Annotated in this window: 21 protein-coding genes; 2 read left to right on the top strand and 19 right to left on the bottom strand. The window is 36.3% G+C overall.

Annotated features, from left to right (window positions below):
* Positions 1-110: 110 nt before the first annotated feature.
* Positions 111-317 carry a hypothetical protein gene (locus JFU18_RS22310; protein ID WP_000809197.1) on the top strand — a complete coding sequence of 69 codons (207 nt, stop codon included), beginning with the start codon at positions 111-113 and terminating at the stop codon, positions 315-317.
* 51 nt (positions 318-368) lie between these two features.
* On the opposite strand, the gene JFU18_RS22305 is transcribed toward JFU18_RS22310, so the two are convergent.
* Together JFU18_RS22305 and JFU18_RS22300 are read right to left on the bottom strand one after the other, a co-directional pair.
* Positions 369-1,487 (bottom strand): tripeptidase T, encoded by a 1,119-nt coding sequence (locus JFU18_RS22305; protein ID WP_201034304.1) that lies wholly within the window; start codon positions 1,485-1,487, stop codon positions 369-371.
* Positions 1,488-1,614: 127 nt separating this feature from the next.
* Positions 1,615-2,160: a GNAT family N-acetyltransferase gene (locus JFU18_RS22300; protein ID WP_002015105.1), complete on the bottom strand. Its 546-nt coding sequence runs from the start codon at positions 2,158-2,160 to the stop codon at positions 1,615-1,617.
* Positions 2,161-2,348: 188 nt separating this feature from the next.
* On the opposite strand from JFU18_RS22300, the gene prli42 reads away from it, so the two are divergent.
* Positions 2,349-2,441, top strand: coding sequence for a stressosome-associated protein Prli42 (gene prli42, locus JFU18_RS22295; protein WP_000549036.1), 93 nt, complete (start codon positions 2,349-2,351; stop codon positions 2,439-2,441).
* A 90-nt stretch (positions 2,442-2,531) separates the two neighbouring features.
* Here prli42 and JFU18_RS22290 read toward each other — a convergent pair whose 3' ends face one another.
* The 17 genes from JFU18_RS22290 to JFU18_RS22210 all read right to left on the bottom strand — a co-directional run bounded on the left by JFU18_RS22290 (position 2,532) and on the right by JFU18_RS22210 (position 19,016).
* Entirely contained in the window at positions 2,532-2,771 is a 240-nt protein-coding gene (locus JFU18_RS22290; RefSeq protein ID WP_002088543.1) for a DUF3894 domain-containing protein, read from the bottom strand.
* A gap of 64 nt (positions 2,772-2,835) precedes the next feature.
* The gene (locus JFU18_RS22285) at positions 2,836-3,396 is read right to left on the bottom strand and encodes a L,D-transpeptidase (protein WP_002015103.1); all 561 of its coding nucleotides are present in this window, start codon (positions 3,394-3,396) and stop codon (positions 2,836-2,838) included.
* Positions 3,397-3,412: 16 nt separating this feature from the next.
* Positions 3,413-4,381 carry an aromatic acid exporter family protein gene (locus JFU18_RS22280; RefSeq protein WP_201031762.1) on the bottom strand — a complete coding sequence of 323 codons (969 nt, stop codon included), beginning with the start codon at positions 4,379-4,381 and terminating at the stop codon, positions 3,413-3,415.
* 156 nt (positions 4,382-4,537) lie between these two features.
* Entirely contained in the window at positions 4,538-5,695 is a 1,158-nt protein-coding gene (locus JFU18_RS22275) for an RNA-guided endonuclease InsQ/TnpB family protein (protein WP_201031763.1), read from the bottom strand.
* A 379-nt stretch (positions 5,696-6,074) separates the two neighbouring features.
* Positions 6,075-6,797 carry an amino acid ABC transporter ATP-binding protein gene (locus JFU18_RS22270; RefSeq protein ID WP_002088545.1) on the bottom strand — a complete coding sequence of 241 codons (723 nt, stop codon included), beginning with the start codon at positions 6,795-6,797 and terminating at the stop codon, positions 6,075-6,077.
* Positions 6,790-7,449, bottom strand: a complete 660-nt coding sequence (locus JFU18_RS22265) for an amino acid ABC transporter permease (protein WP_002067073.1) — start codon at positions 7,447-7,449, stop codon at positions 6,790-6,792. Before JFU18_RS22265 ends, JFU18_RS22270 begins: the two co-directional genes overlap by 8 nt.
* Positions 7,450-7,485: 36 nt before the next feature.
* Entirely contained in the window at positions 7,486-8,265 is a 780-nt protein-coding gene (locus tag JFU18_RS22260) for a transporter substrate-binding domain-containing protein (protein ID WP_201050340.1), read from the bottom strand.
* Positions 8,266-8,514: 249 nt separating this feature from the next.
* Positions 8,515-8,928, bottom strand: a complete 414-nt coding sequence (locus JFU18_RS22255; protein WP_002015097.1) for a BrxA/BrxB family bacilliredoxin — start codon at positions 8,926-8,928, stop codon at positions 8,515-8,517.
* Between the two features lie 144 nt (positions 8,929-9,072).
* On the bottom strand, positions 9,073-9,531 hold the full coding sequence (locus tag JFU18_RS22250) for an NUDIX hydrolase (protein ID WP_201031764.1): 459 nt from the start codon (positions 9,529-9,531) through the stop codon (positions 9,073-9,075).
* 73 nt (positions 9,532-9,604) lie between these two features.
* Positions 9,605-10,309: a DUF421 domain-containing protein gene (locus JFU18_RS22245; RefSeq protein ID WP_201031765.1), complete on the bottom strand. Its 705-nt coding sequence runs from the start codon at positions 10,307-10,309 to the stop codon at positions 9,605-9,607.
* Between the two features lie 106 nt (positions 10,310-10,415).
* Positions 10,416-11,594: an FtsW/RodA/SpoVE family cell cycle protein gene (locus JFU18_RS22240; RefSeq protein ID WP_000831201.1), complete on the bottom strand. Its 1,179-nt coding sequence runs from the start codon at positions 11,592-11,594 to the stop codon at positions 10,416-10,418.
* Positions 11,595-11,934: 340 nt separating this feature from the next.
* Entirely contained in the window at positions 11,935-13,257 is a 1,323-nt protein-coding gene (locus JFU18_RS22235) for a dihydrolipoamide acetyltransferase family protein (protein WP_033731239.1), read from the bottom strand.
* A gap of 15 nt (positions 13,258-13,272) precedes the next feature.
* Entirely contained in the window at positions 13,273-14,256 is a 984-nt protein-coding gene (gene bfmBAB / locus JFU18_RS22230; RefSeq protein ID WP_000290070.1) for a 3-methyl-2-oxobutanoate dehydrogenase subunit beta, read from the bottom strand.
* 13 nt (positions 14,257-14,269) lie between these two features.
* Positions 14,270-15,271: a 3-methyl-2-oxobutanoate dehydrogenase subunit alpha gene (gene bfmBAA, locus JFU18_RS22225; protein WP_002033961.1), complete on the bottom strand. Its 1,002-nt coding sequence runs from the start codon at positions 15,269-15,271 to the stop codon at positions 14,270-14,272.
* Between the two features lie 27 nt (positions 15,272-15,298).
* Positions 15,299-16,720 (bottom strand): dihydrolipoyl dehydrogenase, encoded by a 1,422-nt coding sequence (lpdA, locus tag JFU18_RS22220; RefSeq protein ID WP_002033960.1) that lies wholly within the window; start codon positions 16,718-16,720, stop codon positions 15,299-15,301.
* A 4-nt stretch (positions 16,721-16,724) separates the two neighbouring features.
* Positions 16,725-17,828, bottom strand: a complete 1,104-nt coding sequence (gene buk / locus JFU18_RS22215) for a butyrate kinase (protein WP_002088555.1) — start codon at positions 17,826-17,828, stop codon at positions 16,725-16,727.
* Positions 17,829-17,915: 87 nt separating this feature from the next.
* A complete protein-coding gene (locus JFU18_RS22210; protein ID WP_113734247.1) occupies positions 17,916-19,016 on the bottom strand; it encodes a leucine dehydrogenase in 1,101 nt (366 codons plus the stop codon).
* Positions 19,017-19,050: the final 34 nt, after the last annotated feature.

Raw genomic sequence — 19,050 nt, 5'->3', positions numbered from 1 at the left:
CATTATATCAAATTTCTTTACACGTTATAATAATTATTGGTTTTTCTCTATCTATTTTTTGCTATACTGTACGTAACAAATGGATATTATTGTAAAGTAGGTGAATCGTTATGAAACAACATAATAAACTCAATTATGTATTTATTATTATTATAGTAATCCTTGCGATTAATTATTTGTTACTTCCCCTTTTTAACATTAACATTTACGCTTTAGGAATCTTCTCTCATTTCATACGTTTTACAACAACTTATGTACTTCCGTGGGTCTTCTTATATTGGCTTATCCGCCTTGTGAAAGCAATTGAATCAAAATAAAAAAAGACGTGTAAACCATAATTGGTTCACACGTCTTTTTGACTTTATTACTTACTTCGCTACTTCTTCGATAATAGCTACAACTAATTCTGCTGTTTTCGCTAATTCTTCAACAGGAATTTTTTCATTTGTTGTATGAATTTCTTCATAACCAACTGCTAAGTTAACTGTTGGGATACCATGTCCTGCGATTACGTTCGCATCACTTCCGCCACCACTTTGGTGAAGAGAAGGCGTACGACCAATGTTTTCAGCTGCACGTTTCGCAACTTCTACAACGTGATCACCAGCAGCAAACTTAAATCCTGGATACATAACGTTTACTTCAACGTCTGCATGACCACCCATTTCTTTTGCAGTTGTTTCAAATGCTTCTTTCATTTTTGCAACTTGTGCTTCCATTTTTTCATTTATTAAAGAACGAGCTTCTGCAAAGATTTGAACATGATCGCAAACGATATTTGTTTGTGTACCACCTTCAAAACGTCCAATATTTGCAGTTGTTTCAGAATCGATACGACCAAGTGGCATCTTTGCGATTGCTTTTGCTGCGATAGTAATTGCAGATACACCTTTTTCTGGTGCTACGCCAGCATGAGCTGTTTTCCCGCGAATAATCGTATTCACTTTCGCTTGTGTTGGCGCTGCAACTACAATTTCACCAACTTTTCCATCACTATCTAATGCATAACCATATTTTGCTGTAATGCGCTCGCGATCTAACGCTTTTGCGCCAATAAGACCAGATTCTTCTCCAACTGTAATAATAAATTCAATTTTACCATGAGGAATGTTTTTCTCTTTTAAGACACGAATTGCTTCAAACATAGATGCTAATCCAGCTTTGTCATCGGCTCCTAAAATTGTAGTACCATCTGATACGATATATCCATCTTTAATAGAAGGCTTAATTCCATTACCAGGAACTACTGTATCCATATGAGAAGTGAAATAAATTGTATCAACACCGTCTTTTGTTGCTGGTAAAGTACAAATTAAGTTACCTGCACCATGACCAGTCACACCCATCGTGTCATCCTCAAATACTTCTACACCTAAAGCAGTAAATTTCTCTGTTAACACTTTGCAAATTTCTGCTTCAAATTTCGTTTCAGAATCTACTTGTACTAACTCCATAAATTCATTTACTAAACGTTCTTGATTAATCATAAGACTGCGCCTCCTGCACTACCATTATGTATGTAACAACATTAATTATAACAGAATTTCGCAAAAGTTTCGAAATACAAGACAAAAAACAGATGGTTAACACATCTAGATACCCATCTGCCTTCTATTACTCGTTTAACAATACCCAGCGCATATGATCTTCCCAGATGCCATTTACCATTAGCATTTTTCGAGATACACCTTCATATTGAAATCCTATCTTCGTCACTACTTGTATAGATGCTAAATTTCGTGGCATAATTGGTGCTTCTATACGATGTAAATGAAATTCTTCAAAGGTAACTTGAATTGCTTTTCTAAGCGCTTCTGTTGTGTAACCTTTATTCAATTCTTCCTTATCTAATTTATAACCGAGTACACAAGATTGATAAATTCCACGAACAATTAGATTAAATGAAATACATCCAATAATTTTTGTATCATCACCCTTTTTAAAAATCCAAAGCCTGATAATCTTGCCTTCCGCGAACTCTTTTCTATCCTTTTGTAACTTTTTCTTTTGATAATCTAACGTGAAAAACCCCTCCGGTCTATACTCTTCCCACGCTTTTAAAAATTCACGATTTTTGTCGTAATATTGAAGAACTTTTTCCGCATACGACTCATCAATTTCTCTTAAATGTAAACGATCTGTCTCGTATATTTTCATCATTGTATCTCCATTCTTCAGCTTGCATAAAAAAAAATTAATAATCTATCTTTTAACATATTCTCTACGTATGCTCAAATTTCCTGTAATATTTTGCACCCCCTTCCCGAATTTTGTCCTTTCTCTCCCCTTGTCCACAATTTCATTTCTCGTTACAATGAAATTGTACTGATTTGCAAGGAGGTTTAACGATGCATAAAAAAGCTCAAAAAATTATGGTTTATATAATGCTAATTTCTATGCTTGTAACAACATTACTTACTGGCGCAAGTATGTTTTGGTAAAAAGGACGATTCACTCGTCCTTTTTTTACTGCTTACACATACAAAATAGACCATCTCGAAATCGAGATAGTCTATCTTGTAATGAACATTTTATTTTATATATATTACAATTGCTACAATGCTAAAGGAAAAGGCCATTACAAGTGCTATTACAAAACTTGTATATTGTTTCTGCTGAAATGCCCCAATAACAAAAGTAAGATTGAGTAATGCCATAAATACGATCGCTACAACGTAAGAACATATATTAAAAGTTGCCAATATGAATGTAATAACAAATAGAAAACCAACACAAAACTGCATGTAAGAAATTTTTGGATTTAAATACATATGAGCAACCCCTTTACTCAATTATCTTTATATATTCTCATTAACGCATGGTTATGTACACATGTCAAGACAACTTATAATAAAAGAAAAAGCCAACCGTTTCGTTGACTTTTCCAAATACTATGGCCCCTTTTTCCTTCGCCAATTGCTGAAATGTTTTTTTCGATTTCACAATCGATACTTTCGTTCCAATTGGAATACGATCAAACAAATATTCCACATCATGTTTCTTCATTCTTATACATCCTTGCGAAATATATTTTCCAATTGAACTAGGTTGGTTTGTCCCGTGTATCCCATACTTACTTCCATCCGTGCCTCTTGCATTAAATCCCATCCATCTCGATCCAAGTGGATTTTTGGGAGAGCCCCCAGGAATATCCTTCGCAATATAATAGGGATCCTTCGCCTTCAATACAATGTCAAAGGTTCCTTCTGGGGTTAATTCATTTGTTTTCCCTGTCGCTACTGGAAAAACCTTTTGGATCTTCCCATCATCGATGTAAGCTAGTTTATTCGTTGCTTTATTTACAATTATAAAAGGATCTCCAGCACGTGGGTTATCACCAAGAGGCCAGATCGGTGATAGAGAAAGACATAATAATAAAGAAAGAAGATACGGCATATATAGTTCCTACCTTCTAAATAAGTTCTTTTATATTATCCTTTCCCTTAAAACGACTTTTAATGAGTAAATATTGCTCCATCTCATAAACAAGTTGAACAAGTTTTGCACGTATTTCAAATTCTTCTCGCGAGACTGGTAAAGGCATTTCTCTAAATACTTCTCGCATTTCTTGAAGTTGTCTTAACGAAATGACCCCTGTACTTTCAGGTCGAATAGAATTCCCTATATTTTCAATTACGTCTGCAATCATATCAGCTTGTTCATACGTCCAAGATAGTGATGCAGCTAATGGTATCATGCGCTCCAAAATTTCAAATTGTTGCATACGCATATCAAAATACCGATAATAATAGTCATCTTCACGCATAAATTCATTCTCAATTTTTTTAAATGATAAATCTTTCGCTTCTTTCAGCATCATTTCTGTTTCAATTAATTCGGCCCCACTCCAATTACTATCTCGATTCCGTAAATAAACGACCATTTCAAACAAAATCGTTCTGAAATGCTCTTCTATTTTTCCTTGATACTCTTTCAGTTTATTCTCACTGCTTGGCATGTACATGTTTACTAATAAAGCGACACTAATTCCAATCGTTAATATAGCAATTTCATTACCAACTATAGACCATGTAATTTGCTTTAATGAATACAGATGCATAACGATAACCGAACTCGTGACAATCCCTTCTTGAATTTTGCACATAACTGCAGTTGGAATAAAGGTAAGCAGTAATACGCTAATCGCAAGTGGTGTATAACCAATCGTTTCAAAAATGCAAAACGCAAATACCATCGATAATACACAAGCTAAAAAACGGTGCAACGATACTTGAACGGATTTTCGTTTCGTATTTTGCACACATAAAATGACTAAAATACCAGCTGAACTATAAAATTCTAATCCTAATAGCTGAGCAATAAACACTGCCGCTCCCGTTCCAAGCGCTGTTTTCACTGTTCTATATCCAATTTTAAACATATCATTACTGCTACAAAAAATATAGACAAATGTATATTCTTAGAGTATTCCTGCTTCTATGTGTCCTGTCTCACCACTAACTCGCTACTACAGTTTGATCTAACACTCCACAGGCGTAAATTCCAATGTAGCCCACCGTACATATATACAATCTATTCACGTTAGTATTGTATATTTTTTTGCTTGTAAAAGGTTGATTGACGCGTTCAAATCTCTATCCATTACATTTCCACATTCACATGTATATACTCGGTCAGATAGCTTTATATTCGCTTTCTTTTGACCGCAACATGAACATAGCTTTGAAGATGGATAGAACCTGTCTACTTGACGTAGTTCAATTCCATATTCCTCACATTTCGTCAATAACCATGTTTTAAATGTATAAAAGCACTGCTTAGCAACTGCTTTAGATAGATGTTTATTCTTCATCATACCTTTCACATTCAAATCTTCCACTGTAATAAACGTTGGCTTGATTTTCACCACATCATTTACAATAGACTTTACATACTCTAATCGAATATTTGCTAGCCTGGCATGTAGTTTTTGCACCCTAAGAATATTTTTATCTATATTCGCTCTTTTGTTAGTAACAGATTGTTCACCTCTCTTTTTTATATTTTCAAATTTACGCGATAAAGAACGTTGCTCACGTTTTAAGCGTTTTTCTATCTTTTTTACTTGTATTGTTTTATTAATGTTTTCATGAACGATACCGTCGCTACGTATAGCAAAATCCTTCAACCCCAAATCAATCCCTACACCTGTTTGATTGAGTATTGGCTTCGTTCCTGCTTCTTCCCATTCGCAAAGCACAGACACAAAATATCTTCCTGCTCTTTTACCTATCGTTCCACTTTTTACAATCGCATTTTTGGGGATATGCCCATATTCTTTTAACCTCATCCAACCAATCGTTGGGACTTTTACCCTATGTCTTTCTACTGTCCAATCTGTTTTGTTGTTTTTAGGAAAATAGCATTTCACATCTTGATTCTTCTTTTTCTTATAACGTGGAAATCCAGATAAACCCTTAAAAAATCTTTTAAAAGCTTTATCTCCATTCATAATTGCCTGTTTTACCGCTTTACTAGATACCTTTTTAATCCATTGGCTACATTCTTTTGTATAGACATTGTTTAGCCATTTAGAAAAATCATATCCACTCAAAAACTTTCCCTCTGATTCATACATCTCTTTGTTTTTGGAGAGATACAGATTGTAAACGTACCTACACACTCCAATTGTTTGATTGATCTTGATTATTTGTTCATTTGTCGGTTTCATCTCTATAAAATATGCTCTTCTCATATCTCTTTATCCCTCGACATTTTTTGTATTTTCTCAATCATATATCCTACGACTACATACATGAATGATAGATAGCAAATCTTGAACAAGTTCTTCTTGTGGAGATCGTTTTTCATTTATTTTTTTGATTTCGATAAGCAGTTAAAACACCTGAATTATCCCATCTTTTCAATGTTTCAATAGACATATGAATTATTCCAAAAAATTCTTTCAACATATACTCGTTCATAATTATATTTTAATACATATGTCTATGATGGTTTACTTTTTTGACTACTGTTTAATGCTCCTATATGTATAAACGTATTTACAGTTAGTATAAAAAAAGGATGACGCAATGTCATCCTTTTCTACCTATTATTCACGTACCCTTCACATATTACAATATCTTTTGCAAAAATTCTTTTGCACGGTCACTTTTTGGTGCTGTAAAAAACTCTTCCGGATTACTATCTTCTACGAGCTTTCCACCATCTAAAAAGAGAACACGGTCTGCTACTTCTTTTGCAAATCCCATTTCATGTGTAACGATTGCCATCGTCATTCCTGTCGTAACTAATGATTTCATAACTTCTAACACTTCTTTCACCATTTCTGGATCTAGCGCAGAGGTAGGTTCATCAAATAACATAACTTCCGGTTCCATCGCTAACGCTCTTGCAATTGCTACACGTTGCTTTTGTCCTCCTGAAAGACGATTTGGATATGCATCTTTCTTATCTAATAACCCCACTTTTTCTAGAAGTTTCTCAGCTTTTTTTTCAGCTTCTTGCTTCGTTACTTCTTTTACATTGATAGGAGCATACGTAATATTTTCTAATACAGTCATATGAGGGAATAAGTGAAAATGTTGAAATACCATTCCGACATTTTCACGAACGTGCATAATATTTGTTTTCGGATTCGTTACTTCTTCCGTTCCAATCCAAATGTGACCATCTGTCGGCGCTTCCAATACATTCATACAGCGTAAAAACGTTGACTTTCCAGATCCAGACGGTCCAATAATTGCAACAACCTCTCCTTTCTCAATCGTTGTTGTAATTCCTTTTAATACTTCATTTTTCCCAAATGATTTATGAAGGTTGTCAATTTTAATCACTTTTCTTCATTCTCCCTTCAATGGCTTTCCCGACTAATGTAAGAATAATTACTAATATATAATAAATAAGTCCAACAAAAAGTAATGGCTCAAGATATTTAAATGTTTCACCACCTACAATATAAGCACGGCGCATTAAATCAGTCGCTCCTATTACGGTTACTACAGCCGACTCTTTCGTAAGTGTCGCAAACTCATTCACAAGTGCTGGTAATATATTTTTTAAAGCTTGAGGAAAAATAATATTTCTCATCATTTTACTGTACGGAATACCTAAAGCCATTGCTGCTTCTGTTTGTCCTTTATCGACTGCTTGAATGCCGGCACGAATTACTTCTGACATATATGCACCTGAATTTAAGCTAAATGCAAGTACAGCTGCTAAAAAGGCCGGTATCTCATAACCCATCATTTGCGGAACACCGAAATAAATAATCATTAATTGTAATACTAGCGGTGTGCCACGAAATATTGACGTATAAATATCTGCTGCAATATTTAATACTCGTATTCTAGCAATTTTGCAAAGTGCTAATAACGTTCCTAAAATAAATCCTACCACAGCTGATGCAGCTACAATTTTCAATGTAACTTCTAATCCCTTTAATATATATGGTATTGAAGGCGTAATTGCCGAAAAATCTAGATTCATCCTTTTCATTCCCCTCACAGAAAAGTGAAAGGCAGCTTATTTTCCGCTGCCAAACCATTTCTTCACTAATTTATCCATTTCTCCATTTTCTTGCATTTTCTTAATTACTTTATTAAATTCTTCTGTTTTATCACTATTTTTCGGAAGAGCAATTGCTGCACCTACTTCTTCTGGTGCTTCTTGAATTTCAATTCCTTGTAGTTCTTTCATTTTTTCTAAATATTTTTTTGCAACTGTGTCTTCTATAATTGCAGCGTCAAAACGACCAGCTTTAATTTCTTGTACGATTTCTGGTATACGGTCACGTCCCTCAGCTTTGAAATCGACTTGTTTCTGAAATTCTTTTGCCTTTTCTTCTTGAATTGATCCTGTTTGTACTCCTACTTTTTTCCCTTTTAAATCTTCTAACGATTTAATATTAGAGCCCTTTTTTGAAACGATCATATTTTTTGCAACAAAATATATATCTGTGAAATCAGCATTATTTTTACGCTCTGCAGTTGGCGTCATACCCGCCATAACGAAATCAACTTTTCCTGAATTAAGAGATGCTAATAATCCGCCGAAATCCATGTCTTTCACTTTCACTTCGTATCCAAGTTCTTTTCCGATATATTTGGCAATATCAACATCAAAGCCGATAATTTCATCACTTTTTGAAGCTTCCACGTATTCATACGGTTTATAGTCTGCTGAAGTCCCCATAACGAGTACTTTTTTATTTTTTCCCGTAGCCTTTTCTTCCCCATTACTACAAGCACTGAACATACTTACAATTAAAATAAGTGCAAACGATATTGATAATAACTTCTTCATCTTTCTTCCCCTAATAATGTATATTTAAAAGTTTAATAGAATATTTATTCGATGTTTGTATTGTATCAGCACTTTAATTTTTATGCAATATATAAAATAAAAATAAATATAAAAACAGTATTAAAGCTGTTGTTAATGCATAAAAACATGCATAAAATAACAACTTCCTGCATGTTTAATTATTTTAAAAACTAAATAAAAAAGGCGGTACACCCACTTGATTGTGGACGTACCGCCTTTTTCTCTTCCTTATAGTTCTTCGCAATTATCTTCGAAATAAGATTGTAGTTTTGCAATTACTTGCATTGGTTCATGACCTTCAATTTCATGACGTTCTACCATCGTTACAATTTTTCCATCTTTCAATAACGCAAATGATGGAGATGAAGGTGGATATCCTTCAAAATATTCACGAGCTCTTGCTGTTGCTTCTTTATCTTGACCCGCAAATACCGTTACAAGGTGGTTAGGGCGTTTATCATAATGTACGGAATGTGCAGCAGCAGGACGAGCAATGCCACCTGCACAACCACATACAGAGTTTACCATTACAAGTGTTGTACCATTTCTTTTAAATGCTTCTTCGACTGCTTCTGGTGTCGTCAATTCTGTATATCCCGCAGAGACAATCTCTTCACGCGCTTGACGGACAACATCATTCATAAAAAAGTTAAAGTTAATCAATCTTTTCCCTCCTCTAATTCTACCTATTTGTATCTTACCAGTTAATGTTTATGAAATACAAGTAAGTTTACTTGTATTTAGGCATAGAAAAGGTGTTAGAGCCCTTGCTCTAACACCTTTTTGTCACTTTTCCATAATTTTCATATATTCACCAATCATTTTTTTATGCGATCCTACAATATAGTCAGGTAGTTCTGTTAGTGGGAAGAATGTAAGCTGAACCGCTTCTTCTTTATTCATAACAAAATTCCCTTCGTATTCATCGGTATAATAGGCTGTCGTTACGGATTGAAACTCATCACCGTTTGTTAATTTTGTAAAATAGTTCGCTCCAGAAAATACATTGATTAATCGGAGGTTCTTTACTTCTATTCCTGTCTCTTCATATACTTCACGGTAAGCTGTTTCTTCTGGTGATTCACCAAGCTCCATTAGCCCGCCAGGCAACCCCCATTTTCCGTAAGGCTCTGTTCTTTGCTGTAATAATACATATCCACTTTCATTTATAACGAGTACAACAGCACCAACTAAAATTAAAGGGCGATGACCAACTACTTTTCGTAATTCCTCTACATATCCCATGGAAACACCTCCCATTTTTTCGTTGTCCACACTATTGTATCATATGTATGAAACGACAAAATGCGTATATTTTTCATTTTTTTAACAAAATATTTATTTTATGAGCTTCATCTACTGTAGCTAACATAATGGATTCGACTTCTGCACTCTTCTCTAGAAATTCTCTCGCCCACTCTTCTGTTTTTCCTACTAAAGCTAGAACATCTTGCTGAATCCTCCCATCCTTTACTAATACAAAAGAAACTGGAGATCTTCTTCCCGCCACTTTCAGATCAAGCCGCGAAACTGCTTCATATTCTGGATACCGAAATATAGAAACAACACCATTCGCTTCCCACAATGCTAATTTAATCGTTTGAATATCGCTCACATTTCGCATACGAAGTTCCGAAAATAAATATTCCACCGTAATTCTCGCTTTTTTCAAATTGCTAAAATCAATGGAACCATTTTGTATAAGAATAATAGGTGCTGGCTCTAAAAAGCGTCTCCATCTATCCCATTTCAACATTAAGACTGAGCTTATAATGTGAAGTACAACGAGTATGAACGTTGTAATCATCGAGCCGAGTAACCCCACTTTTTCATCAGATAATGCGTTAGAAATATTCCCACCAAGCAATAATACTAATACAACATCTAAAAAACGAAGTTGCGCGATGGACCTTTGCCCCATCGCTTTCGCAACTAATATTAAAAATATGTATGCTATGATAGCCCGAATAACCCATTCACTATTAGAAAGATGCCGTGCCCCTTCAAAAATATGCATATGCATCACTTTGCACTCCTTACCCGTCTCAAACTGCTATTCTGTTTTAGTTTGCAACGTTTAAGAGCATATATGTAAAAAAGCTAGTTCGTTTTTACACGAACTAGCTTTTTTACTTAACTGAAAACATATATTTTTTATACGTTTTCCGTACGGACAATATGAGCCCCATCATAATCATATTCGAGAATAAGGAACTTCCCCCATACGATAAGAAAGGTAATGCAATCCCTTTTACAGGCATTAATCCGACGATCATACCGATGTTTTGGAATATTTGAACCGTTAATATTCCGATTGATCCAGCACATAATAATGTACCGAATAAATTATCAGCAGAATAACCGATAATAATTGTTCGATATAGTAGTAATAGGAACAAGAATACAACTAACGCGGCTACGATAAATCCACCTTCTTCGGCAATTGTAGCAAAAATAAAGTCAGTATGCTTCTCAGGGATATAGACGTTCCCTTCGCCAAATCCTTTCCCTTCCATACCGCCACTACCTACAGCTAAAATCGATTGCTGTGTTTGATAACCTTGATCTGTATGTTCGAATGGATCTAACCAACCTAAAATACGTGATTGTTGGTGAGGTTTTAGTAACGTAACTAACTTATTAAAGAAGAAATCTTCATACCTTACGTAAATAAATATTAACGCAGATAATATGGTGACTGGAATAACTGTACATAACGCTATCAATTTCTTCTGAATACCTGACATAAATAAAATACATGCAATTGCAGCAGCATATAAGAACACCATCCCTGTATCCGGTTGGCTATATACAACAGCCATAGGCGGAAGGGATACAAGCACAATTTTACCTACTAATTGTAAATCCGTTTGGAATGTTCTTGCCATATACTGTGCATTATGTTTCACTGCTATACTTGCTACTACGAGAAGCAATGAAATTTTGAAAAACTCGGATGGTTGAATTTGTCCAACTAACGGAAATACAAACCATCTTTTTGCACCTAATTTTTCAGGTGTGAAAGTGGAAACCGGTAGTATTTTCAAAAGAATAAGTGAACCAAATCCGACGATATAAAGTGGCCAAGACAATTTTTGTAATTGATCTAAGTCGATGCTTGCAACAAGCAATAACAATACAACTCCAATTATGTAGTTCAAACCCTGTTTCATCGCAAAGTTTGCCTCTCCATATTGGCCAGTTTGCTGACTGCTATATATAGCAGCTATACTCGTAACACATAATGCTAACAAAATTAATATTAATTTTACATCTAAACTTTTTAGAAACTCGGTACTTCTTTTCATGACATCCTCCTGAAACATTGTTACAGCAAAATAAAAAACCAGGAGTCAACATTCTTCATGTTTTGACGACTGATTACACATTATCTATAAAACACTTATATAGAATAACTCTCTTTTTCATACAATACAATATATTATACTACAGTTTCATCAGTAAGATTTGCCAAAAAAATTATTCTTTTCTTATTTTATATCCATATACCATATATCAGCAATGTATTTTCATAAATTCCTAATACATAATCGTTCATTGTAAGATTACTGGGAAAGATATTATACATATAGTAGGATGTAGATGAAGAAATAAGATGATAAAAAGCTCGCATAAGCGAGCTTTTTATTAATATACAGATGTATTATTTTCTGACGTGTTTTCTAGAATTTCTTTTACACGTCCTAAGAACTTACCACAAATTAGGCCATCTAGTACACGGTGGTCAAGTGATAAACATAAGTTAACCATGTCGCGAGCACCGAACATACCGTTATCCATAATTACTGGGCGTTTTACAATTGATTCAACTTGTAAAATAGCCGCTTGTGGGTAATTAATAATACCCATAGATTGAACAGAACCGAATGATCCTGTGTTATTAATTGTAAATGTTCCACCTTGCATTTCGTCCGCTTTTAACGATTTCGTACGTACTTTTCCTGCAAGCTCTGTAATTTCACGAGCGATACCTTTAATCGTCTTCTCATCCGCGTGTTTAATTACTGGTACAAATAGTTCGTCCTCTGTTGCAACAGCGATAGAAAGGTTAATATCTTTCTTCTGAACGATCTTATCGCCAGCCCACATTGAATTGATTTGAGGATACTCTTTTAACGCTTGTGCTACTGCTTTTACGAAGAAAGCAAAGAACGTTAAATTAAAACCTTCGCGCTTTTTGAAATCACCTTTAATTGAATTACGGTATGACACAAGGTTTGTCACATCTACTTCAATCATCATCCAAGCATGTGGCGCTTCGTGTTTACTACGCAACATGTTCGCTGCAATTGCTTTACGCACACCTGTTACTGGAATTTCGATATCGCCAGGCATTGTTGGTACAGAAACTGGTTTTGCAGCTTCTACTTTTTGTGCTACTGGCGCTGCTTTTGGTGCTTCTGGACGCGCTTCTACTACTGCTGCTACCGCTACCGCTTCCTCTTTCTTCGCACCTGCTTGCGGAATATTTCCAGATTCCACTAGCTTTAAAATATCTTTACGAGTGATACGGCCATTTGCTCCCGTACCTTCTACTAAATCTAAATCAACGTTATGCTCACCCGCAAGTTTTAAAACAGCTGGTGAAAAACGTGGTTTTCCATCAGTTGGTTGTTTTGCTTTCGGTGCTTTTTCAGGCGTAGCTACTTCTGCCTTTGGTTCTTCTTTTGTTTTTTCCTCAACAGCTGTCGCTGCTACTTCATCTGCGCCTTCTACTTGAATAACACAAACTACTTCACCTACAGCTAACGTCTCACCTTCACCAGCGATTAATTCTTTCACAATACCAGTGAAAGAAGATGGTACTTCAGCATTTACTTTATCAGTCATTACTTCTGCAAGCGGATCATACTTGTTTACGTGATCGCCAACATTAACGAGCCATTTACTAATTGTACCCTCTGTAACGCTCTCCCCGAGCTGAGGCATTGTGATATTTTCTACAGCCATGTATAGTCCCCCCGATTAAAATTCCGCAAGTTCACGCATTGCTTTTTCAACTTTATCTGGATTTACCATAAAGAATTTTTCCATTGTTGGTGCATATGGCATTGCTGGAACGTCTGGACCTGCAAGACGTGCGATTGGCGCATCTAAATCAAACAGACAGTTTTCAGCAATAATTGCTGCCACTTCACTTATAATACTTCCTTCTTTATTGTCTTCTGTTACAAGAAGAACTTTACCTGTTTTAGAAGCCGCTTCAATAATCGCTTCTTTATCTAACGGATATACCGTTCTTAAATCAAGAATGTGTGCAGAGATTCCATCTTGTGCTAACTTCTCAGCTGCTTGAAGAGCAAAGTGAACACATAATCCGTAAGTGATAACAGTAATATCATCACCTTCGCGTTTTACATCTGCTTTTCCGATTGGTAATACATAGTCATCTTCTGGCACTTCACCTTTAATTAAGCGATATGCACGCTTATGCTCAAAGAATAATACTGGATCTTCATCACGAATTGCAGCTTTTAATAAGCCTTTTGCATCATATGGTGTAGAAGGGATAACAATTTTTAAACCTGGTTGGTTTGCAAACATCGCTTCTACAGATTGTGAATGATACAATGCACCGTGAACACCCCCGCCGAATGGCGCACGAATTGTAACTGGACAAGTCCAATCGTTGTTAGAACGATAACGAATTTTTGCTGCCTCAGAAACAATTTGGTTTACTGCTGGCATGATGAAATCAGCAAACTGCATTTCAGCGATTGGACGCATACCATACATTGCCGCACCAATTGCTACCCCAGCAATTGCAGATTCTGCAAGCGGTGCATCAAGCGCACGATCTTCACCAAATTGATCATACAAACCGTGTGTCGCTTTAAACACGCCACCTTTTTTACCAACATCTTCTCCTAAAACGAATACTTTCTCATCGCGTTCCATTTCTTCGCGCATTGCTAATGTAATAGCATCAATATAAGACATTACAGCCATGAAACGTTCCCCCCTATTCTGCGTATACGTGCTTCAATGCATCTTCAGGTGCTGCATACGGAGCATTTTCTGCATATTCTGTTGCTTCATTTACGATATGCATAATTTCGTCTAGCATTTGTTTTTCAAATTCCTCAGTTAACACACCAACTTCTTTTAAATAAGCTGCAAATGTTATAATTGAATCTTTTTTCTTCGCTTCTTCTACCTCTTCTTTATCACGATAAACACGATCATCGTCGTCACTAGAATGTGCTGTCAAACGATATGATACTGCTTCAATTAAAGTCGGACCTTCACCACGACGACCGCGGTCTGCTGCTTCTTTTACAGCTTTATATACTGCAAGCGGATCGTTTCCGTCTATTGTATATCCAGGCATGCCGTAACCAATTGCACGATCTGATACGTTTTTACATGCTAATTGTTTTTCAACTGGAATAGAGATTGCATATTTGTTATTTTCACACATGAAAATAACAGGTAGTTTGTGTACACCAGCAAAGTTTGCTCCTTCATGGAAGTCACCTTGGTTTGAAGAGCCTTCTCCGAATGTAACGAACGTTACTAAATCTTTCTTCTCCATTTTTCCAGCTAGTGCAATACCAACTGCATGTGGTACTTGCGTTGTTACTGGTGATGATCCTGTAACAATACGATTTTTCTTTTGACCGAAGTGACCAGGCATTTGACGACCACCAGAGTTTGGATCTCCAGCTTTTGCGAAAGCAGACAACATAAGCTCTTTAGCTGTCATACCAAACGCTAGTACAACACCCATATCACGGTAGTATGGTAATGCATAATCTTTCTCTCTATCAAGAGCGAATGCCGCTCCAACTTGTGCAGCCTCTTGTCCTTGACAAGAAATTACGAATGGAATTTTACCTGCACGGTTTAATAACCACATACGTTCGTCAATTTTACGTGCAAGTAACATCGTACGGAACATTTCTAATACTTGCTCATCACTTAAGCCAAGCTCTTCATGGCGCTTTTCTTTTACTTCTGCCATTTTTCATAACCTCCTAAATCCACATTTTTATGCGTGTAACGCTCTTCCATCTACAGCAAGTGCAGCTTCACCAATCGCCTCAGATAATGATGGATGCGGATGAATTGTATGTGCTACTTCCCAAGGTGTTGCATCAAGTACTCTTGCAAGACCAGCTTCAGAAATCATATCTGTTACATGTGGTCCGATCATATGAACACCGAGAATGTCATTTGTTTCTTCATCAACTACAAGTTTTACAAAACCGTCTGATTCTCCGTATACAAGTGCCTTTCCGATTGCACGGAATGAGAACTTACCTACTTTTAACTTATAGCCTTTTTCTTTTGCTTCTTGTTCTGTTAAGCCGACAGAAGCAACTTCTGGACTACTATATACGCATTTTGATACCATAGAATAATCAATTGGTGTAACTTCTTTACCAGCGATATGTTCTACTGCAACAATTCCTTCATGAGAAGCAACGTGAGCAAGTTGCAAGCCACCGATTACATCTCCAATTGCGTAAATATGAGATTCCTTCGTTTGATAAAACTCATTTGTTTGAATGTATCCTTTTTCCACAACAATATCTGTGTTCTCTAAGCCCATATTTTGCGTATTCGCTTGTCTTCCTACAGATACAAGCATTTTTTCTGCTTTAAATGCTTTGTTCTCACCGTTATGTTCAGCTTGAATTGTTACTCCATTATCTTTTACCAATGTTTCTGGTAATACTTTTGCACCAGTTACCACTTTAATACCTTTTTTCTTGAATAGACGTTGCATTTCTTTTGAAACGTCATTATCTTCTAGTGGTAATATGTTTTTCGCATATTCTAATACAGTAACTTCTACACCGAAGTCAGCAAGCATAGATGCCCACTCAATACCAATTACACCGCCACCAACGATAATGATTGAGCTAGGAAGCGTTTCCATTTTTAGGGCATGATCCGAAGACATTACATACTCTCCGTCTAACTCTAATCCTGGTAATGAATTTGGGCGAGAACCTGTTGCAACAAGTACATTTTTTGGAATTAACATTTCATTCTCTTCTCCACTTGCAAGTTCAACTGAAATTGTACCTGGCATTGGAGAGAAAATAGATGGGCCAAGAATACGGCCAATACCTTCAAACACATCAATTTTACCTTGTTTCATTAAATGCTGAACGCCTTTATGAAGCTGCGTTACAATCTTCTCTTTACGCTCTTGTACTTTAGCAAAGTTTAGTTCTACATTACTTGCAATAACTCCGAACTCTTCTCCTTTTTTAGCAGTTGCGTATACTTCCGCACTACGTAAAAGAGCTTTACTAGGAATACATCCTTTGTGTAAACAAGTACCACCAAGATTTTCTTTTTCAACAAGTGCAGTTTTTAATCCTAGTTGTGATGCACGAATAGCAGCAACATATCCACCAGTACCGCCGCCAACGATGACTAAATCATATTCTCTTGCCATTATCTCAACCCCTAGCTACTGTTTGTTTTTCTCGTACAATATATTCTTTTGGAGCTTCTTCTTCACGTAATACACGAAGTGCTCCTTCTGCTAACGCTTGTAATTCATCTTCTCCTGGATGTACGATAACATCTGCAATCCAGTGAACACGTTCTTTTATTTCATCGACAAGAATTTTACTGTACGCAAGTCCACCAGTTAATACGATTGCATCGATTTTCCCGTGAAGTACAGCACTAGCTCCGCCAATCTCTTTTGCAACTTGATACGCCATTGCTTTATAAATAAGAGTTGCTTCAGGATCACCTTTTTCAACCATTTGTTCTACTTTAATTGCATCGTTTGTACCGATAAGACTTACAAGTCCACCTTGTCCGACAAGTTTTTTAACCATTTCGTCTCGGTAATACTCACCAGAAAAACACATTTCAACTAATTGTCCTACTGGTACTGTACCAGCACGCTCTGGACTAAATGGTCCTTCTCCGTTTAAGCCATTATTCACATCGATAACTTTTCCTTTTTTATGAGCACCAACTGTAATACCGCCGCCCATATGTGTAACTAATAAATTTAAATCCTCATATTTGTGATTTAATTCATCTGCCACTTTACGAGCAACTGCTTTTTGATTTAATGCATGGAAGATACTTTTGCGTTCCATACCAGCAATACCACTTATACGAGCAATTGGCTCCATCTCATCTACAACGACAGGATCCACAATGAATGCAGGAATGTTTAATCCAGAAGCAATTTCATATGCTAAAATGCCTCCAAGGTTTGAAGCGTGATGACCGCTAAACCCATTTTTCAAATCTTCTAACATCGCATCGTTTACTGTATACGTACCGCCTTCGATTGGACGAAGTAATCCACCACGCCCACAAACAGCGTTTAATTTTGAAATGTTAATACCATGAGAATGTAGAACTTCTAAAATCGTTTCTTTACGAAACTCATATTGGTCGATAATTCGCTTATATTTTCCAATCTGCTCTACGTCATGACGAATAGTTTCTTCTAGAACGGGTCTTTCATTATCAAAAACACCAATCTTTGTGGATGTACTACCTGGGTTAATAACAAGAATTCGATTTACAGACAATGTTGCTACCTCCACTAATAAATTTAAAAGGAAGTGGAAACCTCATAAGAGGTAACCACACCTTTTGTAAAAGTTATATATGAATGATTAGCGACGGCTAATAATGTCGTGACCGTTGCGTAAGTATGTGCTACGAGTGTTTTTCAAGCTTGCAATGCGCTCTTCAGCTAAACGATCTGCTGCTACATAAGTTGCTATGCCATCACGTTTTGAAATTTCGATTACTTTTGCAATTGTGTCATAAATAGACTCAACACGTTTTAATGCACGTTCTCTATTGTATCCATATAATTCGTCTGCTACGTTAATTACGCCACCTGCATTAATAACATAGTCTGGTGCGTATACAATACCCATTTCATGAATAAGGTCGCCGTGACGATCTTCTTTTAATTGGTTATTTGCAGAACCTGCGATTACTTTTGCTTTAAGTTGTGGAATAGTTTCATCATTAACTGTTGCGCCTAATGCACATGGTGCGTAAATATCACATTCAACACCGTAAATTTCATTTGGCTCAACTGCTGTTGCACCGAATTCTTCTACTGCACGTTGTACAGCTTCTTTATTAATATCTGTAACGATTAATTTTGCTCCTTCAGCGTGTAAATGTTTGCATAGGTGATACGCTACGTTACCAACACCTTGAATAGAAATTACTCTTCCTTCTAGGTTATCTGTACCAAATGCTTCTTTTGCAGCTGCTTTCATACCACGGTAAACACCGTATGCAGTTACTGGAGATGGGTTACCAGAAGAACCGAATGATGGTGAAATCCCTGTTACAAAATCAGTTTCCTCATGGATAATATCCATATCATCTACTGTTGTACCAACATCTTCAGCTGTAATGTAACGTCCGTTTAGTCCTTGAATGTAGCGTCCTAATGCACGGAACATCGCTTCGCTTTTATCTTTACGTGGATCACCGATAATTACTGTTTTTGCACCACCTAAGTTTAAACCAGCTGCTGCATTTTTGTATGTCATCCCTTTTGCAAGACGCAATGCATCTTCAATCGCCGCTTCTTCAGAATCATATGTCCACATTCTTGTTCCACCAAGAGCTGGTCCAAGTGTTGTATCATGGATTGCAATGATTGCTTTTAAACCAGATTCTTTATCTTGACAAAATACCACTTGCTCATAATCATATTTTTCTAAGTATTCGAAGATTTCTAATGTCATTGTCGTTTCCCCCTAATTGTTTTACCCTATTTGG

Origin of the sequence: Bacillus sp. TH22 (assembly GCF_016651015.1) — a bacterium.
GTDB lineage: Bacteria > Bacillota > Bacilli > Bacillales > Bacillaceae_G > Bacillus_A > Bacillus_A mycoides.
Note: the sequence above shows the minus strand (reverse complement) of the source record. Positions and strands in the feature narration are given on the sequence as shown.